Genomic DNA, 23,562 nt, shown 5'->3' on the forward strand with positions numbered 1-23,562 from the left:
TAATCAGGTTGTTATATTGAATATCCGGTGTTTAAAAACAACAAACTATAAGGAAAAGAAAGATGGCTAAGGGGCAATCTCTCCAAGACCCGTTTTTGAATGCGCTGCGCCGTGAGCGTATTCCTGTTTCTATCTATTTGGTGAACGGTATCAAACTGCAGGGTCAGATCGAATCGTTTGACCAGTTTGTCATTCTGCTGAAGAACACCGTGAGCCAGATGGTCTACAAGCACGCCATTTCCACCGTGGTGCCGGCCCGTGCCGTCAACCATCACCAGCACGCCCCGGGCGCCGCCGGTGAAGAGCAGGGTGAAGCCGAGGCGTGATATCCTGCGGCGAGTTCACTCGCCAACTCAGATCCATCATGATACCTGTCAAGGAGCAAGCGCTTGTTTGACCGTTACGAAGCTGGTGAACTGGCCGTTCTGGTACATGTCAACTTCAGCGATGAGGGCGAGCGGGAGGATCTGGACGAGCTCAAGATGCTGGTGAGCTCGGCCGGGGTCAATGCACTGGGGGTGATCACCACCAGTCGCAGCGCACCCAGCGCCAAATTTTTTGTCGGCAGCGGCAAGGCGGAAGAGATCGCGTCCCAGGTCCAGATGCTGGACGCCGACGTGGTCATCTTCAACCATGCCCTGACCCCCGCCCAGGAGCGCAACCTGGAGCGTCTGTTCCAGTGCCGGGTCGTGGACAGAACAGGCCTTATCCTCGATATCTTCGCCCAGCGCGCCCGCACTCACGAAGGCAAGTTGCAGGTCGAACTGGCCCAGTTGCGCCATCTTTCCACTCGTCTGGTGCGAGGCTGGACCCACCTTGAGCGACAAAAGGGGGGGATCGGTCTGCGCGGCCCGGGTGAAACCCAGCTTGAAACCGACCGACGCCTGCTGCGTGAGCGCATCAAGGCCATTTTGCGCCGCCTCGACAAGGTGGCCAAGCAGCGGGAGCAGGGGCGCCGTGCCCGCAACCGCAACGAAGTGCCGACCGTTTCTCTGGTGGGGTATACCAACGCCGGAAAATCCACTTTGTTCAACCAACTTACAGATGCCAGCGTGTATGCTGCCGACCAATTGTTCGCAACCCTGGACCCCACCCTGCGCAAATTGGTGATCCAGGATGTGGGTGATGTGATCCTGGCGGATACAGTTGGATTTATTCGGCACTTGCCCCATGATCTGGTCGCGGCCTTCAAGGCGACCCTGCAGGAGACTCGCGAAGCGGACCTGCTGCTGCACGTGGTGGACTGTGCCGATGAACAGATGCAGGAGAATATCGAGTCGGTCCAGCGTGTGCTGGCCGAGATCGAGGCGGATGACCGTCCCCAACTGATGATCTGCAACAAGATCGACAAGCTGGGGGATCGTCCGGCTGGTCTTGAACGGGATGAGGCTGGACGACCGGTGCGAGTCTGGTTGTCGGCCCAGACTGGCGAGGGCAGTGAATACCTGTTCCAGGCACTGACCGAACTGCTGGCCGGCTCCATGGTGCATCACACCCTGCAACTGCCCCCTTCCGCCGCCAGACTGCGCAGTGCGCTCTATCGGCTGAAAGGTATCGAGCAGGAAGGTTTCAGCGAGGAGGGGGACTTTGTGCTGGAAGTTCGCCTGCAACTGGCTGACTGGAACCGCCTCATGAAACAAGAAGGTGAGAGTTTACAACGCTTTATCAGGCATTGATGGGTCGATGAACATAACTGGTTTGCTGACTTCATCGCCCCTCTGTGGCCCGATAGAGATGATATCCATCCGCATGTATTAATGGAGACGCTGATGGCTTGGAATGAGCCTGGTAACAATGGCAAAGACCGTGACCCCTGGGGGAACAACGGCAAGAATCAGGGCCCCCCTGATCTGGACGAGATGCTTCGCAAGGTGAGCCGTCGTTTTGGCGGTCTGCTCGGTGGTGGCAAATCCGGTGGTGGTGACGTCGGCAAGTTCGGCCTCTCCATCGCCTTGGTGGTGGCCGTGGTGGTGTGGGTCGTCAGCGGCTTCTACACCATTCGCGAAGCCGAGCGAGGCGTGGTGCTGCGCTTTGGCGAATACTCCCACAACGTGGATCCCGGCCTGCGCTGGAAACCGACCTTCATCGACCGGGTGATCCCGGTGGACGTGGAGTCTGTCCGTTCCCTGCCGGCGTCCGGTTTCATGCTGACCCAGGATGAGAACGTGGTACGGGTCGAGATGGACGTGCAGTATCGCGTGGTCGATCCCGAGCAGTACCTGTTCAGCGTGACCAACGCCGACGAGAGCCTGAGCCAGGCCACCGACAGCGCCCTGCGCTACGTGGTGGGTCACACCCGGATGGACGATGTGCTGACCACGGGTCGTGAGAAGGTGCGTCAGGAAACCTGGCAGGTGATCGACAGCATCATCGAGCCCTATCAGATGGGTCTGCAGATCGTGGACGTCAACTTCCTGCCGGCGCGTCCGCCGGAAGAGGTGAAGGATGCGTTTGATGACGCCATCTCCGCCCAGGAAGATGAGCAGCGTTTTATCCGTGAAGCGGAAGCCTATGCCCGTGAAGTGGAGCCCAAGGCTCGTGGCCAGGTCAAACGTCTGGAGCAGGAGGCCGAAGCCTACAAGTCCCAGATCGTGTTGAAGGCCAAGGGTGAAGTCGCTCGCTTCAACGAGCTACTGCCCCAGTATCAGGCCGCGCCCGAGCTGACCCGTGATCGTATCTACCTGGAAACCATGGAAGAGCTCTATCAGCAGGCCAACAAGGTGGTGGTCGACATGCCGGCTGGCAACAACAGCATGATCTATCTGCCGCTCGACAAGCTCTCTGGCAAGGCGAATGCCGTGCAACCGGCACGTCCTGCGGGCACCCCGGCAGTCGAGGCGGCCCAGCCGTCCAACGAAGGGGCCAACTCCACTCCGACCCCGCTGCGTGGCGGTGATCGTTTCAGCACAGGGAGAAACTGATAGATGAAAAAGCTAGCTATTGGTGTCATCGCTGTGGCCGCCATGGTCTGCTTCTCTTCCATCTTCATCGTCGATGAAGGACAGAAGGGGATCGTGGTGCAGTTTGGCAAGGTGAAACGGGTCGACTCCGGTGAACCGCGCCTGTACGAGCCGGGTCTGCACTTCAAGGTGCCGCTCATCGACCAGGTACGCAAGATGGATGCCCGCATCCAGACTCTGGAAGGCCAGGCGGATCGCTTCGTTACGTCCGAGAAGAAGGACCTCATCATCGACTCCTACGTGAAGTGGAAGATCGAGGACTTCTCCAAGTACTACCTGGCGACCGGTGGTGGCAACAAGATCCAGGCTGAAGACCTGCTCAAGCGCAAGATCAACAACGGCCTGCGTTCCGAGATCGGTAACCGCACCATCAAGGACATCGTCTCCGGCGAGCGCAGTACCGTGATGGAAGATGCCCTGATGAAGATGGCGCGCTCCTCCGAGCTCGGCATCAAGGTGGTGGATGTGCGCATCAAGCAGATCAACCTGCCGGTGGAAGTTTCCAGCTCCATCTATCAGCGGATGCGTGCCGAGCGGACCGCGGTTGCCCGTGAACACCGTTCACAGGGCCGCGAGCAGGCCGAGATCCTGCGTGCCGACATCGACCGCAAGGTGACCGTGATGATCGCCGACGCCGAGAGTAATGCCCGTCAACTGCGTGGTGAAGGGGATGCCGAAGCCGCCAGGATCTATGCCGACAGCTACAAGAAGGACCCGGAGTTCTTCAGTTTCGTGCGCAGCATGGAGGCCTATCGCAAGAGCTTCGCCGGTGGCAACGACCTCATGGTCCTGAAACCGGACAGCGAGTTCTTCCGCTACCTCAAGTCGCCGCACGGCAACAAGCAGTAAACATGTGTTGATATGACCCAAGGGCCTGATGATTCAGGCCCTTTTGTTTGCCGGCCACAGACCGGCAGGGGAACAGGGATAGGGAGAGGTGATGCTGACATCCATGTTGATGGGGCTGGGGTTGCTGCTGCTCTTCGAAGGATTGGGGCCCTTGCTCGCTCCCAGGGCATGGCAGCAGATGCTGCGCCTGCTCGGGGAGTTGCCGCCGGAACAGCTGCGCCGCATCGGCGGCTGTCTGGTGGTGGCAGGTGGCGTCATCTTGTGGGCGTTGGCCTGTTAGAACCTGTGTTGATACGACAGTGGCACGGCGAATTCAGACAATAAAAAAGAGGCCAGAGGGCCTCTTTTTTATTGTCCGCCGGCTGGCATCAGGCGCTGCGCTGCACCGCCATGTGGGCCAGGGTCTCCAGCGCTTGCTTGTGCCGGGAGTCAGGCAGGATGGCGAGGGCGGCGATGGCCTTGTCAGCCTCTTCCCGAGCTCGCTGGCGGGAGTATTCGAGAGCTCCGGTGCGATCCAGGATGCCCAGAATACGCTCCAGATGATCCATACCGTTGCGGTGCTCGATGGCATCGCGCACCAGTTGACGCTCTTCCGGGGTACCCACTTCCATGGCGCGCAACAGCGGCAGGGTCGGCTTGCCTTCGGCCAGATCGTCACCCACGTTCTTGCCCATCTCCTCGCTCTGGGAGCAGTAGTCCATCACGTCGTCGATGATCTGGAACGCGGTACCCAGGTACTTGCCGTAGTCGGTCATGGCCTGCTCGACGGGCTCGGGCTGATGGGTCAGCACGGCGGCGAGTCGGGTCGCGGCTTCAAACAGCTTGGCGGTCTTGCAGTAGATGACCGTCATGTAGCTCTCTTCCGTGGTATCCGGATCGTTGCAGTTCATCAGCTGCAGCACTTCGCCTTCGGCGATGGTGTTGGTGGCATCGGAGAGGATCTCCATCACCTTCAGGTTGGAGAGTTCGCTCATCATCTGGAAGGAGCGGCTATAGAGGTAATCACCCACCAGAACGCTGGCGGCGTTGCCAAACAGGGCGTTGGCGGTTTCCCGGCCGCGGCGCAGGTCGGATTCGTCGACCACGTCGTCGTGCAGCAGGGTGGAGGTGTGAATGAACTCGATGATGGCGGCCAGTTTCAGGTGATCTTCACCCTCATAGCCCAGTGCGCGTGCGGCCATCACGGTCAGCATGGGGCGCATCCGTTTTCCGCCTGCACTGACAATATAGAAACCCAGCTTGTTGATCAGGCTGACATCGGACTGGAGTCTCGTCAGGATCAGTTCATTGACCGCCGTCATGTCGGCGGCACAGAGCGCACGGATAGTCTGTTGGTCCATAAGTCTCGTAACGTGACGGCAGCATTTACTGCGTTTTTAGCAATGGCGGGGATTCTACACGATTTCACAATGGGTTACAGTTAGGCGTTTATTCACGGGGGCAGATATGCGCACAAAATAAACTTTTTGCTAAATTGGCCTTGCCTCGGCAAATCGTTCTGCGTAGAATGCCCGCCCATTGTTATAGGTTTTTGTGCGTGTCTGGCCTTGAGCAAAAGACACGCCTTTACGGAGTTAATCAAATGTACGCGGTATTCCAAAGCGGCGGAAAACAACACCGTGTGGCCGAAGGTCAAATCGTTCGTCTGGAAAAGCTGAACGTTGAGACTGGCGCTACCATCGACTTCAACGAAGTGCTGATGGTTGCTGCAGGCGACACTTTCAAAGTAGGTGCTCCTTTCGTTGAAGGTGGCAAGGTTGTGGCTGAAGTTGTGGCTCACGGCCGTGGCGAGAAAGTGACTATCGTCAAGTTCCGTCGTCGTAAGCACCACCGTAAGCAAGCGGGCCACCGTCAGTGGTTCACTGAAGTCAAAATCACTGGCATCAGCGCTTAATTAGAGGAGTACGATAGATGGCACACAAAAAAGCTGGCGGTTCATCTCGCAACGGTCGCGATTCTGAAGCTAAACGCCTGGGCGTGAAGCGTTTCGGCGGCGAAACAGTTCTGGCTGGCAGCATCATCGTTCGTCAGCGCGGCACCAAGTTCCACGCTGGTGAGAACGTTGGTCTGGGCAAGGACCACACTCTGTTCGCTACCGCGAACGGTAAAGTGCAGTTCGAAGTTAAAGGTCCGCAGAATCGTAAGTACGTCAGCATCGTTGCTGAGTAATTACGGACCGCAAGGATCCGAAGCCCCGCCAACCTGGCGGGGCTTTTGTTTTTCTGATGAGTTTGACGAAAAAACGGCACGCGGATGAGCCGGCGCTGACAGCCCTCATCGGCCAGATGCGCCTCGCCCGAAGGGGCCCGTATCACTGTAATTGCGTATCGGTTTTTCGAATTAAGGTGACGGTTACCTATGAAGTTTGTTGATGAAGTCCAGATTCGAGTCGATGCCGGTGACGGTGGTAACGGTTGTGTGAGCTTCCGCCGCGAGAAGTACATCCCGAACGGCGGCCCGGACGGCGGTGACGGCGGTGATGGTGGCGACGTGTATCTGGTGGCCGATGAAAACCTGAACACCCTGATCGACTACCGTTTCGAGCGCTTCCACGCCGCCGAGCGTGGCGAGAACGGTCAGAGTGCCAACTGTACCGGTCGTCGCGGCAAGGACAAGATCCTGCGCGTGCCGGTGGGAACCCGTGCCACCGATGAAGACACCGGCGAATTGCTGGGGGATTTGACCAGTCACGATCAGAAGCTGCTGGTTGCCAAGGGCGGCTTCCACGGCCTTGGCAACACCCGCTTCAAGAGCTCGGTCAACCGGGCGCCGCGCCAGAAGAGCAACGGCACCCCGGGTGAAGTGCGTACCCTGAGGCTGGAGCTGCTGCTGCTGGCGGATGTCGGCATGCTGGGTCTGCCCAACGCAGGCAAGTCCACCTTCATTCGCGCCGTTTCTGCGGCCCGTCCGAAAGTGGCAGACTACCCCTTCACCACCCTGGTACCGAATCTGGGTGTGGTACGCGGTGAAAACTCCCGCTCCTTCGTCATTGCCGACATTCCTGGCCTCATTGAAGGGGCTGCCGAGGGGGCAGGCCTGGGGATCCGCTTCCTCAAGCACCTGGAGCGTTGCCGCGTCCTGATCCATCTGGTGGATATCTGCCCGGTGGATGGTTCAGATCCTGCCGAGAACGCCGTGACCATCGTCCGGGAGCTGGAAAAATACAGCCCCGAGCTGGCGGGCAAGCCGCGCTGGCTGGTGTTCAACAAGATGGACCTGATCCTGGAAGAAGAGGCTCAGGAAGTGATGGACAGAGTCAAGGCAGCCCTCAACCACGAAGGTCCGGTCTACGCCATCACCGCCATCAGCAAGGAAGGTACCAAGAAGGTGTGCTACGACATCCTGGATCTGCTGGACACCATGCCCCGTCAGCTGGCGGAAGATGCCAGAGACGCCATCGAGAAGGTGGAGTTCAAGTGGGACGACTATCACAAGAACCAGCTTGCCAAGGCGGAAGCCGATGCCCTGGCGGCGTCCAAGGCCTTCGATGATGGTCTGGACGATGACGACTGGGACGATGAGGACGACGACGGCGTCGAAGTCATTTACGTTCGCGATTGAGCATCATGTTCGTGACAAGACCGGAGCCAGACAGGCTCCGGTTTTTTTTATGGGAGGATCGACGGGATCACCCTATAGATATATTTTTCATGTCTCTTATTGCCTGACAGTGGCTGCGGATTATACTGCGCACCTGAATGTAACCTGTATGAAACATTATGCTAACCATTCAAATTGAATCGATATGCATGACTGTTTTGGTTTGTTCTTATGGATGGTTCGCCTGATAAAATATTTATGCTTGAAATGATCAATTAACGGCTTGTTTGTGCAGTTTTTTGGGTTATTCTTGCGCCCGTTTTCCGGGCGAGGGCATGAGTATGCAGGCGGCCCGGCTGAAGGAAAAGTCACATTTAAGGCTGTTTATATGTTGGAAAAGACCCTGGAAGCACCGGCAATCCGTACTCGCCGCAACGTGCTGATGTTTTTGATCCCGTCACTGATCGGGATCCTGCTGTTCATGACCCCGGTCATCTATGACGGCAATGTCACCATTCCCGTCGCCGTGCTGGCGAAGCTGGTTCAAACGGTGTTTGCCGATCATCTGGTGGCCATGGTCAGCGCCATCATCACCACCACCATGCTGATGACCCTGATCGCCTGGCTGTTCAAACCGGCGATCCTAGTAAAACGCCCCTTCCTCAACAGCCTGTTCAACGTCTCCCCCTTCTGGGCGTGCGTGCGGGTGCTGGGCGGGGTCTTCGTGCTGTTGACCTTCTTTGAAGCCGGTCCCGAGGTGCTGCGCTCAGGGTCGACCGGCGGCCTGGTGCTGCATGATCTGTTGCCGGTACTGTTCTCCGTCTTCATCTTTGCGGGCCTGCTGCTGCCCTTGCTGCTGGATTTTGGTCTGCTGGAGTTTGTCGGTACCATGATGACCCGCATCATGCGTCCGGTGTTCCGTCTGCCGGGTCGTTCTGCGGTGGACTGCTTCGCCTCCTGGCTCGGTGATGGCAGCGTCGGGATCCTGCTGACCAGCAAGCAGTATGAGGGCAAGTTCTATACCCAGCGGGAAGCGGCCGTCATCGGTACCACCTTCTCCGCCGTCTCCATCACCTTCTGTCTGGTGGTGATCTCCCAGGTGAAGCTGGAGCACATGTTCGTCCCCTTCTACCTGACCGTCTGCCTGGCCGGTGTGGTGGCCGCCATCGTGGTACCGCGCCTGCCGCCGCTCTCCTGGAAGAAGGATGTCTACAGCGACGGTACTCCCCTGTGCCGCAAGCAGGAGGCCATCCCCCATCAGCACAGCGTGCTGAGCTACGGCTACCATCGTGCCCTGACCAAGGCCGACGGCATGACGGATCTCGGCGCCGTGGCGCGTGAAGGGGTGAAAAACGCCCTGAACATGGTGTTTGGCGTGCTGCCGGTGGTGATGGCCGTCGGGACCTGTGCCCTGATGCTGGCGGAGCACACCCCGGTGTTCAACTGGCTGGGAGCGCCCTTCGTGCCTTTGCTCGAGCTGCTGCAATTGCCGGAGGCGGAAGCCGCTTCCAAGACCATCATGGTGGGCTTCGCCGACATGTTCATCCCGGCGGTGCTGGCCTCCACTATCGAGAGCGACATCACCCGCTTCGTGATCGCCGCCATGTCGGTCACCCAGCTCATCTACATGTCGGAAGTGGGCGCTCTGTTGCTGGGCAGCAAGATCCCGGTCAAGTTGTGGGAGCTGTTCGTCATCTTCCTGCTGCGCACCCTGGTCACCCTGCCGGTGATTGCCGGTGTGGCGCACCTGCTGTTCTAAGGGGCGAAGTGGAACGAAAAACGGTCAACCCGGGTTGACCGTTTTTTTATGGGCGAGTGTCAGCGGAAGGTCAGTGTGATCCTGCCAGCAGGGCCTGGCATTCGACCTCGTCCAGCTGCTCGGGGGCGAGGAAGCGTCTGGCGTAGTCCCGCCAGATGCCGCTCTCGATGAAGAGGGCAAACAGGGCCGGGTCTATGTGCTGTTCCTGCACCATCTTCACCATGATGGCCAGGGACTGGGAGACCGTTTTGCCAGACTTGTAGGGGCGATCGCTCGCCGTCAGCGCCTCGAAGATGTCTGCAATGGCCATGATGCGGGCTGGAATGCTCATCTGCCCCCCTTGCAACTGGCGCGGATAGCCCGTGCCGTCCATCCGCTCGTGATGGCCCCCCGCAATCTCCGGCACCTTGCGCAAATGGCGGGGGAAGGGGAGCTTCTCCAGCATGCGTATGGTCTGGATGATGTGATCGTTGATCTTGTAGCGCTCCTCTTCGGTAAGGGTGCCACGGCCGATGGCGAGGTTGTAGCGTTCCCCCCGGTTGTAGAGGTGGGTGGGCACCCGCACCTTGAAGCCCCATGGGTTGTGTCGGGCGAGATTGTCGTGCTCGGGGCGAGGGACGAGATGCACCGCCTTGTCGGTGAGCAGCGACTCTCGGCAGGGGAGGGGAGAGGGGGCCTCCTGGTGGCGCTTGCGTTCCTCCTGACTGATGCCGAGCCGATCGTCCAGAGTGCGCAACCAGGTGCGGCTGACAATGGCATCCAGCCTGGCGAGCTTCTCCGGCGCCATCCACTCGCCCCCCAGATTGCACTCGGCCACGAAGGCAAACTCCTGATCCAGGGTGTGCCAGAGGGGGATCACGGCCTCGAGGGCGGCCTGCTGCCTGGATGGGGGCAGCAGGGCGCAGAGTGCCTCGATGTGGGCATCCCGCTTGAGCACCTCGAAGCGAGTGCGGATCTCGTGGATCCTGTCGTAAATGGTCTCGAGTTTGGTCGCCTTGTCCACCACGAACTCCGGGGTGGTGACCTTGCCGCAGTCGTGCAGCCAGCTCGCGATATGGATGGCCTCCCACTCCTCTTCGTTGAGCCGGAAATCGGCAAAGGGCCCCGTCTGCTGTGCGCAGGCAGCCTGGGTCAGCATCCTGGCCAGTTCCGGCACCCGCTGGCAGTGGCCGCCGGTGTAGGGGCTCTTGGCATCGATGGCACCGGCGATGAGCTCGATGAAGGCTTCCAGCAGTTGCTTCTGCTCCTCCAGCAGGCGCTGGTTTTCGATGGCGGAGGAGGAGGTGCCCGCCAGTGCCTCGATGAGGCTGATGCGCGAGGCCAGTTCGCGGGCCGAGCAGTCTGGCAGGATCAGCAGCAGGCAGCCGATCAGCTCCTGACGGTGGTTGTGAAGGGGCTCGACCAGCAGTTGGCAGGCACCGGGGAAAGGGCCCCAGTCGGTGAGGAAGCGGGCCCACTGTGCCTCGTCGAGGGGCAGGCAGAGGCGCTCCGTGTGGTAGAGACCGCCGAGCAGCGCCGCCTGCCACTGTACCTGTTCGCACGCCAGCGGCTGCCCCTGCCAGATGGCGTGAACGGCCTGCATCTCGCTCTCCTGGGCCAGGAATAGGCAGCCGCCCTCGGCCTGGGCTGCCGCCACCGTCTCGTGCAGGATGCGGCTGAGCAACGAATCGAAGCGATGCTCTGCCGCCAGCGCCCGGCCCATGTTCATGAAATTGCCGAGGGTCAGGCGCATGCTGGACATGGCGCGGGCGAGGTCGTCAATTTCGCGGATCGCCGAATCCGGCCCCGGGCTTTCGCCAAAGTCGAAGTGCTGGATCCGCTCAGCCTCCCCGGTCAATACCAGCAAGGGGGCGGCAGTGCGCCGGGCGGCCAGCCAGATGACGGGCAGCAGGAGCAGCAGACCGGCAAGGGCCCAGGCGAGATTGTGCAGCGCATCCTGGCGCGCCGGGGCGGTGAGCACCTCGGTGGGCACCAGGAGGGCGAGATAAAACGGAGACTCTTCCCCGAGGGAGGAGAGGTTGACCAGCCACTCCTGACCCTGAACCGTTGCCAGGGTCAGCTCGGCGGGGTGATGCAGCAGGGCAGGCCGCGCAGCCATCTCCTGTTGCAGCCTGGTGAGAATGGGGTGATTGAGGGCCGACAGCATGGGCAGGCGGCTCAGTTGCTCGAAGCTTGGAAGGCGCTCGGGATCCGTGGCCAGCAGGGTCCCGACCTCGTCAAACAGCACCAGCTGGCTGTGACCGGGCAGGGGCAACTCGCCGATGAGGGAAGAGAGTCCCTCCACGCCCGCATCGAGCCCGATCACCGCCCGGCGATCGTCGCTCTCCACCGCCAGTGTCATGCCTGGCTCCCGGGTAGTGAAGAAGAGGTAGGGGTGGGTCACTATGATGCCCGTGCTCCAGCGCGCCTCCTTGTACCAGCCCCGATCTCGCGGATCGAAACGGTAGTCCGGCATGGGGCGCCGCTCCAGCAGCCGCAGCCGCTGGTCGAAATAGAGGAACTCTTCCTGTCCCTGATGCAGGCTCTGGACCAGCAGGCGGCTCTCGGGCGGAGGCGCCTCCAGCGCCCCTCTCGCCCGTTCGGTCAGCTTGCGAACCAGAAAGAAATCGCCGTCCTCGTAACCGGCATAGATGGCGCCGTAACTGGTGCTGTTGGCCAGTACTTCCGCCAGCTGGGGCAGGAAGGCGAGCCGCGTCTCGAGGTCTGTCATGGCAGACAGCTGGCCGCTGCGCAGCAGATTCAGGGACATGCGGGCTGGTCGCTGGTTCAGCTTGATGGCGAGGGCAAGCTGCTCCCGGTATTGCTGGAAGCTCTGACGTTCGTGCTCCAGCCCCTGCTGCATGCCCTGCTGGAACTGCAGCACGATGAGGGCGCCCCCCAGCAAGGAGAAGAGCAGGATGAAAAGGGTGGCAATGTGTACGTAAAAGGGTCTGCGACTGAGACTTGCGTTTGTCATGGACGGATCCTTGTCCCCTGGCGATCGCCGTATTGGTCACCTAACAGTGTGCTTGCTGGATGACAAAAAGCCTAGGACTCGATCTTGCGCTCTTCGGCCCGAAATCAACAGTCGGCCTCCGGGCTGCCCCCTTGCTCTGTGGTGAGATGATTCGTTCAGATATCTCGTGCTACATTGCTCCCCTGATAAACGCCCTGTGAACCAATGGAGTGTCCCATGTCTGTCGTCCCCTATTCCGTGCTGGATCTGGTGCCCGTTCCCGAAGGTGGTCTACCGGCCGAGTCGTTTCGCCACTCGCTGGATCTGGCTCGCCATGCGGAGCGCTGGGGTTACCACCGCTACTGGCTGGCGGAGCACCACAACATGCCGGGCATTGCCAGCGCCGCCACAGCGGTGCTGATTGGCCACCTGGCAGGGGGCACCACGACGTTGCGGCTCGGGGCTGGCGGCATCATGTTGCCGAACCACTCCCCCCTGGTCATTGCGGAGCAGTTCGGCACGCTGAGCTCCCTCTATCCGGATCGCATCGATCTCGGCCTGGGCCGCGCCCCTGGCAGCGATCAGCGCACCATGCAGGCGCTTCGCCGCCAGCGCAGCGGCGAGGTGGATGACTTCCCGGCGGATGTGCGCGAACTGATGAGTTATTTCGGCGACGAGGTCGGTGCCGTGCAGGCGGTGCCGGGTCAGGGACTCCATGTGCCCATCTGGCTGCTGGGATCCAGCCTCTACAGTGCCCAACTGGCAGCGGCCATGGGGTTGCCGTTCGGCTTTGCTTCCCACTTCGCTCCCGCCATGTTGCTGCAGGCGCTGGAGATCTACCGTACCCAATACCGTCCCTCTGCCCGCTGGCCCAAACCCCATGCGGTGGTGTGCGTCAATCTGATCGCCGCCGACACCGATCGTGAGGCCCGCTTCCTGTTCACCACCCTGCAGCAGCAGTTCCTGCGTCTCTACCGGGGGGATGCCGGCAAGCTGCCACTGCCGGTGCAGACGCTGGGGGATGAGTGGTCTCCCCGCGAATTGATGGCGATGGAGCAGACTCTGGCTCGCTCCCTGGTAGGGGAGCCGGATCGGGTACGCCACGGCCTCAAGGCTCTGCTGGCAGAGACCGGAGCGGACGAGCTGATGTTCAACGGCCCCATCGTCGATCATCAGGCGCGCCTGCGCTCCTTCGAGATTGGTGCCGAGCTGATGCAGGGGTTGTAACCCCCCGTGACGTCTGGCCGCCAGCGGCACGCCAAGCCTGGCTGCTCGGGGCGCAAAAGCCACGATTGCGTGGTAGTAAGATTTTGATTTTTAAAGGAAGTCAGGTGAGTGTCGGCCATCTGTCGTGTCGCCTCTCATCCCCTTTCCCTATGCTGGCCCTGTCAATCACCACAAGGAGCGTAAGATGATCGTCAGGAAGTTGAGATTGCAACGGGGATGGTCCCAGGAACAGCTGGCGACCCTCACTGGCCTGAGCGTTCGCACCATTCAGCGAATAGAGCAGGGACAACAACCCGGACTGGAATCCCTCAAGGCCCTGGCCGCCGTCTTCGAGCTCGATGTGACCCAACTGCAGGAGAGCGAGATGAAAGGGAATGAGGGCGAAGATCGGGGACGCGTGCAGGTGGCGCGGGATGAGCGGGAGGCGATGAAGTTCGTGGAGGGGCTCAGGGGCTTCTACGGCCACCTCATGAGCTATGTGCTGGTGATAGGGGGGCTGTTTGTCATCAACTACCTGAGCAACCCGGACTATATCTGGGCCTGGTGGCCCATGCTGGGATGGGGGTTGGGGCTGGCTTCTCACGCCATCAACCTGTTCCAGCCCTTCAAGCTGTTTGGCCCGGAATGGGAGCGGCGCCAGGTCGAGAAACGGCTGGGGCGCAGGCTCTGATCCGCTCATCATGAAAAAACGGGCCCGGCATTGCCGGGTCCGTTCTGTTTTCAGCTCCATTTCGCAGGAGAGGGCATTGCTCTCCTCTCAACGGCGGATCATTCCCTTGTTCCGCAGAGAGCCGATCTACTTGGCATAGGCCGGGCAGGGGGTGGCGATCAGGGCGTCGTCCTCGTAGCGCCACAGGGTGAGGCTGTTGCCCCAGACGCACCCGGTGTCGAGTCCCTTGATATCGGATTTGCCGGTGTCGCCCATCAGGGCCGCCCAGTGGCCGAAGACCAGGATGGGGTCATCTATATGGTGCTCGCGCTGCTCGAACCAGGGGCGCAGGCCCGGGGTCGATTCGGTGGGGCCCTTCTTGCATTTGAAGTCGAGGCGCCCGTCGAAGTAGCAAAAGCGCATCCGGGTGAAGCTGTTGATGATGTAGCGGTAACGCTCTATGCCCAGCAGGTTGTCGTTCCAGCTGTCGGGCTGATCGCCATACATGTTGTGCAGCAGCCAGCTGTACTGATCCCCGCGCAGCAGGCTCTCCACCTCCCGGGCACAACTGCGGGCGGTGTGGGCGTCCCAGGCGGGGGAGAGGCCCGCATGCACCATCATGATGGGCAGGTCGGGGTGTTCTGCCAGCAGGGGACGGTGACGCAGCCACTCCAGCAGCTCGTCCCGATCCGGCGCCTCCATCAGCGCCTGCAGCTTGTCTTTCTTCTTGAGCGGGGCGACTCCGTGGGCCACCGCCAGCAGGTGCAGGTCGTGGTTGCCGAGCACGGTGACGGCCTGCTGCCCCAGTGATTTGACGAAACGTAGGGTGTTGAGGGAGTCCGGCCCCCGGGCGACGAGATCGCCGCACAGCCAGAGCGTGTCGTTATCGAAGTCGAACTCGGCAAGATCCAGCAGACGGCGCAAGTCGTCGTAGCAGCCCTGGATATCGCCGACGAAACAGTTCGCCATGAAACCTCAGTTGATAATGTTTGGAATGGCCAGTGTGAAGGGGGCGATGGGCGCCTCGAATTGCTGGCCAGATTCATCTTGCAGGATGTAACTGCCTTCCATCACGCCGAGCGGCGTGGCGAGCGGCACGCCGCTCTGGTAGGTAAAGGTCTCGCCTGGGGCGATCAGGGGTTGTTCACCGACGACCCCGGGCCCTTCCACTTCCTGCATCTTGCCATTGGCGTCCGTGATGAGCCAGCGTCGATGCAGCAGCTGCACCGTGCCCGGACCCAGGTTCTCTATCTCGATGCGATAGAGAAAATGGTAAGGGTCTGCCGTCCCTGACACATAGCTGGGGTGGGGGCGGACCAGGATCCGGGCTTTCGTCATGGGATCAGGCCTGCTGCTGATCGGCCAGCCAGTTGGCGATCGTGACGAACTGCTCGAGGGAGAGGTTCTCCGGGCGCAGGTTGCCATCGATGCCAAGCTCGGTCAGCTGGGCGTCTGTGATGAAGTTGGCGAAGCTGTTGCGGATGGTCTTGCGACGCTGGCCGAAGCCCTCGGTGCAGACCCGGTTCAGGCAGCGGATATCCTTCGCGACTATGGTCGGGTTCTTGTGCGGCACTAGGCGTACCACGGCGGAGTCCACCTTGGGTGCCGGCTTGAAGGCGCCAGGGCCCACTTCCAGCACCGGGATCACCTGGCAGTAGTACTGGGTCATCACGCTCAGGCGGCCATAGGCCTTGCTGCCCGGACCGGCGGCCAGACGCAGTACCACCTCTTTTTGCAGCATGAAGTGCATGTCTTCGACCCGATCGGCGAACTCGCACAGGTGGAAGATGAGCGGGGTGGAGATGTTGTAGGGCAGGTTGCCGAAGATACGAAGCGGCCCCTTGCCTTCCCCCATCAGGGTGCTGAAGTCGAAGCGCATGGCATCGGCCTCGATGACGGTCAGCTTGTCTTTAAGAGTGGGGTGCTCGCGCAGGCGTGCGGCGAGATCCCGGTCCAGCTCGACCACGGTCATCTTGTCCATCTGGGCGGCGACCGGTTCGGTCAGCGCCGCCAGACCCGGCCCGATCTCCACCAGGTTCTGACCTGGCTGGGGGTTGATGGCGGCCACTATCTGGTCGATCACATAACGGTCGTGCAAGAAGTTCTGACCGAAACGCTTACGGGCCGTGTGGCCCATGTGCACCTTACTGCTCATATCTTTTTTTCTCTACCATCTGGATGGCGTGGTTGATCGCGGTGATCAGGCTGCCGGGATCGGCCAGGCCCTTGCCTGCCAGATCCAGCGCAGTGCCGTGATCCACCGAAGTACGGATGAATGGAAGTCCGAGGGTGATGTTGACCGAGTTGCCAAAGCCCTTGTACTTGAGCACGGGCAGCCCCTGGTCGTGGTACATGGCGAGTACCGCATCCGCATCCTTGAGGTATTTGTCCTGGAACAGGGTATCGGCCGGCAGGGGGCCGACGAGATCGATCCCCTCCTGGCGCAGAGCGGCCAGAGCGGGTTCGATCACCTCGATCTCTTCACGACCGAGGTGGCCCCCTTCCCCGGCGTGGGGGTTGAGGCCGCAGACGTAAATCCGGGGCTGTTCGATGCCGAACTTGCGCTTGAGATCCGCATCCAGGATGCGGATCACCTTGCCAAGGCGCTCCTCTGTGATGGCCTTGGCCACATAGGCCAGCGGGATGTGGGTGGTTGCAAGCGCCACCCGCAGCCCTTCGGTGGCCAGCAGCATCACCACGTCGGCGGTGTCGGACTGCTGGGCGAAGAACTCGGTGTGGCCGCTGAACGACACGCCCGCCTGGTTGATGATCCCCTTGTGCACCGGTCCGGTCACCACGGCGGCAAACTCGCCGCTCAGGTTGCCGTCGCAGGCGCGCTGCAGGGTGGCCAGCACATAGGCGCCGTTGCCTTCGTCGAGCATGCCCGGCACAGCAGGGGCGCCAAGGGGCACGGCGCAGATGCTCAGGGTACCCGCCCGCTGGGGACGGGCAGGGGCCGTGGCGTCGTAGGGTTCCAGCTCGACAGACAGCCCCAGCAGGGCTGCCCGCTCTTGCAACAGAGCGGGATCGGCGATCACCACCAGTTGATGGGGCCAGTCCCGCTGGGCGATGTGCAGCACCAGATCCGGGCCTATGCCCGCCGGCTCACCCGGGGTGATGGCAAGACGATGACAGCTCATCAGTTCGGTTCGATCTGGATGTAGGCTTCGTCGCGCAGCTCATCCAGCCAGGACTGGGACTCTTCGGCGAAGCGGCGGTTGAAGATGAGCTGGTAGGCTCGCTGCTCCTGGGCCTTGCCGGTGGCGTCCTGGCTGCGGCGATCCTCCAGCTGGACGATGTGCCAGCCGTGGGTGGTGCGGAAGGGTTCGCTGATCTGGCCAGGTTGCAGGCGGCCCACCATGTCGCGGAACTCCGGCACGTAGACATTGGGATCAGACCAGCCCAGCTCGCCGCCCTGTACCGCAGAACCCGGATCCTCGGAGTACTTCTCCGCCATGCTGGCGAAGCTCGCCTTGCCGCTCTTGATGTCGTGCAGGATGCCGTCCAGGGTGCTCTTGGCCTTCTCCTCGCTCAGGATGATGGAGGGCTTGATCAGGATGTGACGGGCCTTCACCTCGGTCTGCATCACCTGCTGCTGACCCTTGGTGTCGAAGATCTTGACGATGTGCAGACCGGCACCGGAGCGCAGCGGGCCGACGATGTCGCCTTTCTTGGCGCCCTGTACCGCTTCGGCCATCAGGGTGGGCATCTCCTGCGGGCTCATCCAGCCCCAGTCACCCCCTTCCAGGGCCTTGGGACCGTTACTCTCGGCGATGGCCAGCTTGCGGAAATCCGCCCCCTCTTTCAGGGCGGCGAGGATGCGTTCGATCTTGGCCTTGGCGGCGTTGAGCTGTTCGGCATTCGGGTTATCCGGCAGGGCAACCTGGATGTGGCCGATATGGAACTCGGTCTGCTGCTGGCCCTGCTTGCTCAGCGCCTCGACCACCTGCTTGACCTCCTGATCGGAGATGTTGATGCGGCGACGCACCTGGCTGCGGCGGACTTCGTTCATCAGGATCTCGCGACGCACCTCTTCCCGGTACTGGGCATAGGTCAGCCCTTCCCGATCCAGCTGGGCACGCAGCTGCTCCAGGGTCATCTTGTTGTCGGCGGCGATGCTCTGGATGGCCTGCTCCAGCTGGGTGTCACTGATCTTGAGCCCCTGGCGCTCCGCCAGTTGCAGCTGCAGGCTCTCCTGGATCAGGCGGTCCAGCGCCTGCTTGCGCAGGGTGACGTCATCGGGCAGGGACTGGCCACTCTCCTGGGCGGATGTCTTCACCTTCTGTACCAGGGCTTCCTGCTGACTGGCCAGCACCACGTCCTTGTTGACCACGGCCAGCACCTTGTCCATCAGCTCGGGGGCGGCGAAGGCGCCCTGGCTCATGACACCGAACAGGCCTGCGGTCAGCAGGGAAATCAACGTCTTCTTCATATCCATCTCTCAAGGCGTTTGCCAGACCGGTTATTGGTCTCGCAGGTTAAACGGACGAATGTAAGGCAGTGCTTCGGTGTCCAGGGAGGTGCCCTTGGCGCCGGTACCCACGCTACCCAATCCTTTCATTTCAAATTGAATGCCGAAACTGCGCTCCGAAGTCGGTTCCAGATTCACGTTATCCGGTGTGTTGACCCACTCCAGGTTGAAGTTGATGCTCCAGCAGCAGGAGTCGTACTTCAGGCCCACCTTGCGGTCCACTTTGACGTTCTGGTTGAGCTCCTGATAGTAACCCCCGTAGAGGTGCCACTGGTCGTTCAGGGGCGTGGTCAGCAGCAGGCCGATCTGGTTGAGATCCGTGACCTGTCCCTTGTTGTCGAGGTCGTAGTTGGCATCGCGCACGAAGCGGTGGTTCAGCTGGCTGATCAGCTTCTCGTGGCGGTACTCCAGGGCGCTGTTGGCAGAGCTTATCTGGCGCTGTTCCACGTCATACTGTGCCCCGGCATGGGCGTACCACTGCTCGTTGATCTTGGCGTCCCCCTCGAACGACAGGGGCGAGCGGGTATTGGTGCTCAGCTCGTCGCTGCTGTAGAGCTTGACCCTGGGGGCCACGAAGTCGAAGGCTTGGGCAACGGCCAGCCGGATTCGTTCATCCCCGGCCGGATCATAAATGCGGGTCGTGACCCCCAGGGAGAGACGATTGGAGTCGCTGATCCGGTCCAGACCGGCGTAGCGGCGATCGCTGAACAGGCTGTAGTAGTCCTGGCGCATGGTGGTGGAGTCGTAGACCCCGATGTTGTCCTGATCCTTGTAGGGGATGTAGAGGTACTGGAACTCCGGCTCCAGGGTCTGGTTGGCGCCCTCGCCAAACCACTGCTGATCACGCTCGAAGGTCATACCCCCCTTGAGACGGAAAGAGGGCAGCACCCGGGTGATGGTGCCTTCTTCCAGCGTGACATCCCCCCCGCCTACCGGGGTGAAGCGGTTGGTGAAGGTGCTGCTCATGTTGTCCGGTACCGTCTGATCGTAACGGGTGTACATCAGCTTGTACTGGCTGTCGAGGAAGTAACCGGCTTCGTCGATGAGCGGGATGGTCAGGGTGGGCGCCGTGTGGAAGCGGGTCCCGGTGTAGGCCTCCCCCTGGTTCTGCGCGATGGCCTGATCGTTGTTGTAGCCGAAGTTGGTCAGTTCGGTGTTCCAGGCCAGATCGTACCAGCTCCCCTGCTGGTAGTAGTTGTGGTTGATGCGCGGCATCAGCTCGTGGGGCTGCTGGGCGCTGGCCAGCAGGATCTGGTAGGTGCGCACCTCGGCATCGAGGTTCCAGTTCTGCTGGTAGTAGCCGGCCTTGAGGGACTGTTGCAGCTGGTTGTCGACCTGGGTCCCCACCTTGGGGGAGAAGTCGTTGAAGTAGTTGTAGTCCTGATCCCGCACCTTGGTGTAGTCCACCGAGACGCGCAAGGCATTGTCCTGGAACATGGAAGTATGGCGGGCGCTCAGCAGGTAGCGGTGGCCGTCGGAGAGGTGGTCGTTGAGGCTGTCCGTCTCGTCGTACTGCTTGTCGTTCGCCAGGTTCTCGAAGTAGAGGCTCCCCACGTGGGCCGGATCGGGCATGTAGCGGAACTCGACCTGCTCCATCAGGCCCCGTCTGTCCATGAAGCGGGAGGTGATGGTGGCATCGTAGTTGGGCGCTATGTTCCAGTAGAAGGGCTGGGTGATGTCCATGCCGTTCTTGGAGCTCTGGGTATAACCCGGGTAGAGCAGGCCCGTCTTGCGCTCGTCCTTGATGGGGAAGTTGATGTAGGGGAAATAGAAGACAGGGTAGTCATAGAGCCAGAGGCTGGCGTTCCAGGCTTCTCCGAACACCTCGGACTGGTCGATGTCGATGCTGCCGGCCTTCAGGGTCCAGACCTCCTGACCCGGCGGGCAGGTGGTGTACTGGGCCCCCTCCAGGGTGATGTTCTGGTTGTTGTTGGTCATGGTCACCTTCTCGGCGAAGCCGCGCACCGGTGAGCCGTGAACCTGATACTTGCCCTCTTCCAGCTCGGAGTTCTTGGTGTCCAGGTTGGACTTGAGGGTCTTGTCGCTGGTGACCGTGATCTGGCCATCGTTGTAGTAGATGTTGCCGATGGCGATGACGTCCCGGCTCTTCTGATCGAGCTGGGCGTAGTCGGAGTCGAACTTGCGCACCCCCTGACGAACCTTGACATCGCCCTCGTAGACGGCGGTGCCGCCCTGCTTGGCCTCCAGGCGATCGGCATCCACCTCGACGGGCAGGGCATTGGCATCTTGGCCTGCGGTGGGTTTCTCTATCTTGGGCACATAGTCATAGCAGAGGCTGTCGAGGATCCCGGTGGCGGGCGGTGCGTTGAGTGGCGCAGCCTGAACCATGAGCGGACTCACGGCAGGAACAAGGCTGATGGTCAGGGCGATGGGACAGGAGTATCCCAGTGTCCATTTTGTCATGTGAAAGGCTCGCGCAATCCGTAGTAAAAACGGTTAGTTCAGGGCATGCATTTTATGTCAGGATCCATCGAGTTGACATTGCATGTCATTGCTTTATGTTAGCCGGCAATGATAAAGCATTATTGCGGCCAGGGCTAACAGCCAAGTGCTGCTTTCCAATTTGGTTCCCGACTCATGCACGATCGCGCTTCCCTGCTTTTGCAATGGGCACGCCGGATTTCCGGTGATGCCAACCTTCCGTTGACCCTCATATCCGGTGACGCCAGTTTCCGCCGTTACTTCCGCGGTGGTGGTCTGGTGTGGGTGGATGCTAATCCTAAAACCGAAAAAAATCATGAGTTCGTTCGCAATGCGGTCGCATTGCATGAAGTGGGGTTGAAGGCGCCCGAGGTCAGGGGGGTGGACTACGATCTCGGACTGCTGGCGGTGACGGACCTCGGGGATACCCAGCTCATCGGCTGCCTGGACGAGAGCAACGTGCTGGCCTGGTATGGCAAGGCCATCGCCCTGTTGCCCCGTCTCGGCGCTGTTGAACTGGAGCTTGAGCCTTTTGATGCCGCCTTCATGGCCCGGGAAAACGCCATCTTCCCCGAGTGGCTGCTGGGGCAGCACCTGCAGCTGACCCTGAGCGCCGAGGAAGAGCAACTGCTGGCGGAGACCTTCGCCTGCCTCACCGCGAACAACCTGGCCCAGCCCCAGGGGGTGATGCACCGGGACTTCCATAGCCGCAACCTCATGGTGTGCGGTGGGCAGACCCCGGGCGAGAGCGAGCTCGCCATCATCGACTTCCAGGACATGGTCATCGGCCCTCTGAGTTATGACCTGGTCTCCCTCCTGAAAGACTGTTACGTGCGCTGGCCCGACGAGGTGATCGAGCAGGGCATGCGCCAGGGCTTCGAGACCCTTCGTCAGGCGGAGCTGCTCGGCGGGCTCGACTATGCCGCGTTTCGTCGCGCAGCAGACCTCACCGGCATGCAGCGCCACCTCAAGGCGGCGGGGATCTTCACCCGCCTCTGGCATCGGGACGGCAAGTCCGGCTACCTCAAAGACATTCCACGCACCCTCGACTATGTGGTCGATGTCTGTCGCACCCATGGCGAGAGCTATCCCGTGCTGGTCCGCTTCGGTGCCTGGCTGGAGCAGGTGGTGCTGCCGGGTCTGACCCGGGTGGCCGAGGCCCGTGCCGACGGAGCTGCATCATGAAGGCGATGATCCTGGCCGCCGGCCGCGGCGAGCGGATGCGCCCGCTTACCGACAGTCTGCCCAAGCCGCTGCTGGCGGCGGGAGGCAAACCCCTCATCGTGCACCATATCGAGAAGCTCAAACGCGCCGGCATAAGCGAGCTGGTCATCAACCATGCCTGGCTTGGCCACAAGCTGGTGGCGGCTCTCGGCGATGGCAGCGCGTTCGGGGTGTCTATCCGCTGGTCGGCAGAGGAGAGCGCGCTGGAGACCGCTGGCGGCATCGTGCAGGCGCTGCCCCTGCTCGGCAGCGACCCCTTCCTGGTGATCAACGGCGACACCTGGATCGATGCCGACTATGCCACCCTGGTAAGTCAGCCCCTGGGGAGCGATCTGGCCCACCTCTGGCTGGTGCCCAATCCCCCCCAGCATCCCGATGGGGACTTTTCCCTGCAAGCCGGCCGGGTGCAGGATGCCCCGGCCCTGACCTTCAGCGGCATTGGTCTCTACCACCCCGCCGCCTTTGCCTACCTGCCCTCGGGCGCCCGCAAGCTGGCGCCCCTGCTGCGGGACTGGATGGCGCAGGGCAGAGTCGGCGGCAGCCTGCTCGCCGGCGAATGGCGGGACATCGGCACCGTGGAGCGGCTGCGCGCGCTGGACGAGCAGCTGCTCGCCGGCACTCATTAACATCACGAGGTCTTGAACCATGCGTATTTGGGGTAAGGTGCTTGGCGCCTTCTTCGGTTTTCTGCTCGGCAACATCTTCGGGGCCCTGCTGGGCCTGTGGATAGGTCACCGCTTCGATCGGGGCATGGGCATGTCCTTCCGCCGTGCCCCCAGCCAGCAGCAACAGGCGGTCTTTTTCCACGCCACCTTCGCCGTCATGGGCCACATCGCCAAGGCGAGCGGCCAGGTCACCGAACACGAGATCCGGGTGGCGTCCAACCTGATGGACAGGATGCGCCTCTCCGGTGAGCAGCGCGTGCGCGCCCAGGAGTCGTTCCGTCAGGGCAAGGAGAGCGACTTCCCGCTGCGCGAAACCCTGGCGGAGTTTCGCCAGGCCAGCCAGGGGCAGCGAGACATTCTGCGCTTCTTCCTCGAGGTCCAGCTGCAGGCCGCCTTTGCCGATGGCAAGGTGGAGGCCAACGAGCGCGCCATCCTGCAGACCATCGCCGACGAGCTGGGGTTCAGCCGTATCGAGCTGGCGCGGATCCTGGCGATGGCCGAGGCCCAGATGAACTTCTTCCACCGCCAGCAGCAGGGCGGTGGGCAGGGGCAGCAATACCGGCAGGAGCCCCCCTCCCGGGACCGCCTCAAGGATGCCTATCAGCTGCTCGGGGTGAGCGAGAGCGACAGCGATCAGGAGATCAAGCGCGCCTATCGCAAGGAGATGAGCAAGCATCACCCGGACAAGCTGGCCGCCAAGGGGTTGCCGCCGGAGATGATGGAGATGGCCAAGGAGAAGGCCCAGGAGATCCAGCAGGCCTGGGAGTGGATCCGCGAGGCTCGCGGTATCCGCTGAGCGGCGATGCCAGACATGAAAAAAGCCCGTCGATGACGGGCTTTT

At 61.4% G+C, this 23,562-nt stretch carries 22 protein-coding genes; 14 read left to right on the plus strand and 8 right to left on the minus strand.

What is annotated here, in order from left to right; translation table 11 throughout:
* The first annotated feature begins 62 nt into the window (after positions 1-62).
* From hfq to PG892_RS00285, 5 genes are all read left to right on the plus strand, one after another.
* Positions 63-326: an RNA chaperone Hfq gene (gene hfq, locus PG892_RS00265; RefSeq protein WP_011704864.1), complete on the plus strand. Its 264-nt coding sequence runs from the start codon at positions 63-65 to the stop codon at positions 324-326.
* A 63-nt stretch (positions 327-389) separates the two neighbouring features.
* The gene (gene hflX, locus PG892_RS00270) at positions 390-1,676 is read left to right on the plus strand and encodes a ribosome rescue GTPase HflX (protein WP_270825072.1); all 1,287 of its coding nucleotides are present in this window, start codon (positions 390-392) and stop codon (positions 1,674-1,676) included.
* A gap of 93 nt (positions 1,677-1,769) precedes the next feature.
* Complete coding sequence (hflK, locus tag PG892_RS00275) at positions 1,770-2,921, plus strand: FtsH protease activity modulator HflK (protein ID WP_010673195.1); 1,152 nt, start codon at positions 1,770-1,772, stop codon at positions 2,919-2,921.
* A gap of 3 nt (positions 2,922-2,924) precedes the next feature.
* Positions 2,925-3,809, plus strand: coding sequence for a protease modulator HflC (hflC, locus tag PG892_RS00280; RefSeq protein ID WP_010673196.1), 885 nt, complete (start codon positions 2,925-2,927; stop codon positions 3,807-3,809).
* A 91-nt stretch (positions 3,810-3,900) separates the two neighbouring features.
* A complete protein-coding gene (locus tag PG892_RS00285; protein WP_119197355.1) occupies positions 3,901-4,089 on the plus strand; it encodes a DUF2065 domain-containing protein in 189 nt (62 codons plus the stop codon).
* A gap of 88 nt (positions 4,090-4,177) precedes the next feature.
* Here the strand turns inward: PG892_RS00285 and ispB are convergent, their stop codons facing one another.
* Complete coding sequence (gene ispB, locus PG892_RS00290) at positions 4,178-5,149, minus strand: octaprenyl diphosphate synthase (RefSeq protein ID WP_119197356.1); 972 nt, start codon at positions 5,147-5,149, stop codon at positions 4,178-4,180.
* 242 nt (positions 5,150-5,391) lie between these two features.
* Here ispB and rplU point away from each other — a divergent pair, with 242 nt between their 5' ends.
* The 4 genes from rplU (at position 5,392) to PG892_RS00310 (ending at position 9,108) form a co-directional block, all read left to right on the plus strand.
* Entirely contained in the window at positions 5,392-5,703 is a 312-nt protein-coding gene (gene rplU, locus PG892_RS00295; protein ID WP_005304210.1) for a 50S ribosomal protein L21, read from the plus strand.
* A gap of 17 nt (positions 5,704-5,720) precedes the next feature.
* Positions 5,721-5,978: a 50S ribosomal protein L27 gene (rpmA, locus tag PG892_RS00300; protein WP_010673199.1), complete on the plus strand. Its 258-nt coding sequence runs from the start codon at positions 5,721-5,723 to the stop codon at positions 5,976-5,978.
* Between the two features lie 189 nt (positions 5,979-6,167).
* Complete coding sequence (gene cgtA, locus PG892_RS00305; RefSeq protein ID WP_010673200.1) at positions 6,168-7,370, plus strand: Obg family GTPase CgtA; 1,203 nt, start codon at positions 6,168-6,170, stop codon at positions 7,368-7,370.
* Positions 7,371-7,737: 367 nt separating this feature from the next.
* Positions 7,738-9,108, plus strand: coding sequence for a YjiH family protein (locus tag PG892_RS00310; protein WP_119197357.1), 1,371 nt, complete (start codon positions 7,738-7,740; stop codon positions 9,106-9,108).
* A 70-nt stretch (positions 9,109-9,178) separates the two neighbouring features.
* On the opposite strand, the gene PG892_RS00315 is transcribed toward PG892_RS00310, so the two are convergent.
* Positions 9,179-12,064 carry an HD domain-containing phosphohydrolase gene (locus PG892_RS00315; RefSeq protein ID WP_270825073.1) on the minus strand — a complete coding sequence of 962 codons (2,886 nt, stop codon included), beginning with the start codon at positions 12,062-12,064 and terminating at the stop codon, positions 9,179-9,181.
* 216 nt (positions 12,065-12,280) lie between these two features.
* Here PG892_RS00315 and PG892_RS00320 point away from each other — a divergent pair, with 216 nt between their 5' ends.
* On the plus strand, positions 12,281-13,270 hold the full coding sequence (locus tag PG892_RS00320; protein WP_010673203.1) for a luciferase-like monooxygenase: 990 nt from the start codon (positions 12,281-12,283) through the stop codon (positions 13,268-13,270).
* A gap of 184 nt (positions 13,271-13,454) precedes the next feature.
* A complete protein-coding gene (locus tag PG892_RS00325; protein ID WP_041211140.1) occupies positions 13,455-13,940 on the plus strand; it encodes a 2TM domain-containing protein in 486 nt (161 codons plus the stop codon).
* A gap of 126 nt (positions 13,941-14,066) precedes the next feature.
* Here PG892_RS00325 and PG892_RS00330 read toward each other — a convergent pair whose 3' ends face one another.
* The 6 genes from PG892_RS00330 to lptD are packed head-to-tail and all read right to left on the minus strand — an operon-like array spanning position 14,067 to position 20,814.
* Positions 14,067-14,888 (minus strand): symmetrical bis(5'-nucleosyl)-tetraphosphatase, encoded by an 822-nt coding sequence (locus tag PG892_RS00330; protein WP_119197359.1) that lies wholly within the window; start codon positions 14,886-14,888, stop codon positions 14,067-14,069.
* A 6-nt stretch (positions 14,889-14,894) separates the two neighbouring features.
* Positions 14,895-15,257 carry a Co2+/Mg2+ efflux protein ApaG gene (apaG, locus tag PG892_RS00335; protein ID WP_210558426.1) on the minus strand — a complete coding sequence of 121 codons (363 nt, stop codon included), beginning with the start codon at positions 15,255-15,257 and terminating at the stop codon, positions 14,895-14,897.
* 4 nt (positions 15,258-15,261) lie between these two features.
* Complete coding sequence (gene rsmA / locus PG892_RS00340; protein ID WP_210558424.1) at positions 15,262-16,074, minus strand: 16S rRNA (adenine(1518)-N(6)/adenine(1519)-N(6))-dimethyltransferase RsmA; 813 nt, start codon at positions 16,072-16,074, stop codon at positions 15,262-15,264.
* A complete protein-coding gene (gene pdxA, locus PG892_RS00345; RefSeq protein WP_223915110.1) occupies positions 16,064-17,059 on the minus strand; it encodes a 4-hydroxythreonine-4-phosphate dehydrogenase PdxA in 996 nt (331 codons plus the stop codon). The genes rsmA and pdxA overlap by 11 nt, the downstream gene beginning before the upstream one ends.
* Positions 17,059-18,351, minus strand: a complete 1,293-nt coding sequence (gene surA, locus PG892_RS00350; RefSeq protein ID WP_210558420.1) for a peptidylprolyl isomerase SurA — start codon at positions 18,349-18,351, stop codon at positions 17,059-17,061. The genes pdxA and surA overlap by 1 nt, the downstream gene beginning before the upstream one ends.
* A 30-nt stretch (positions 18,352-18,381) precedes the next feature.
* Positions 18,382-20,814, minus strand: a complete 2,433-nt coding sequence (gene lptD / locus PG892_RS00355; protein ID WP_210558418.1) for an LPS assembly protein LptD — start codon at positions 20,812-20,814, stop codon at positions 18,382-18,384.
* A gap of 174 nt (positions 20,815-20,988) precedes the next feature.
* Here lptD and PG892_RS00360 point away from each other — a divergent pair, with 174 nt between their 5' ends.
* From PG892_RS00360 to djlA, 3 genes are read left to right on the plus strand one after another with little or no spacing between them, the layout of a single operon-like run.
* Positions 20,989-22,017 (plus strand): aminoglycoside phosphotransferase family protein, encoded by a 1,029-nt coding sequence (locus PG892_RS00360; RefSeq protein ID WP_210558416.1) that lies wholly within the window; start codon positions 20,989-20,991, stop codon positions 22,015-22,017.
* Entirely contained in the window at positions 22,014-22,682 is a 669-nt protein-coding gene (gene murU / locus PG892_RS00365) for an N-acetylmuramate alpha-1-phosphate uridylyltransferase MurU (protein ID WP_210558413.1), read from the plus strand. Before PG892_RS00360 ends, murU begins: the two co-directional genes overlap by 4 nt.
* A 19-nt stretch (positions 22,683-22,701) precedes the next feature.
* Complete coding sequence (djlA, locus tag PG892_RS00370) at positions 22,702-23,517, plus strand: co-chaperone DjlA (RefSeq protein ID WP_043758302.1); 816 nt, start codon at positions 22,702-22,704, stop codon at positions 23,515-23,517.
* The last annotated feature ends 45 nt before the right edge of the window (positions 23,518-23,562 follow it).

This window comes from Aeromonas sp. QDB68 (assembly GCF_027707405.1).
Classification (GTDB): domain Bacteria; phylum Pseudomonadota; class Gammaproteobacteria; order Enterobacterales; family Aeromonadaceae; genus Aeromonas; species Aeromonas caviae.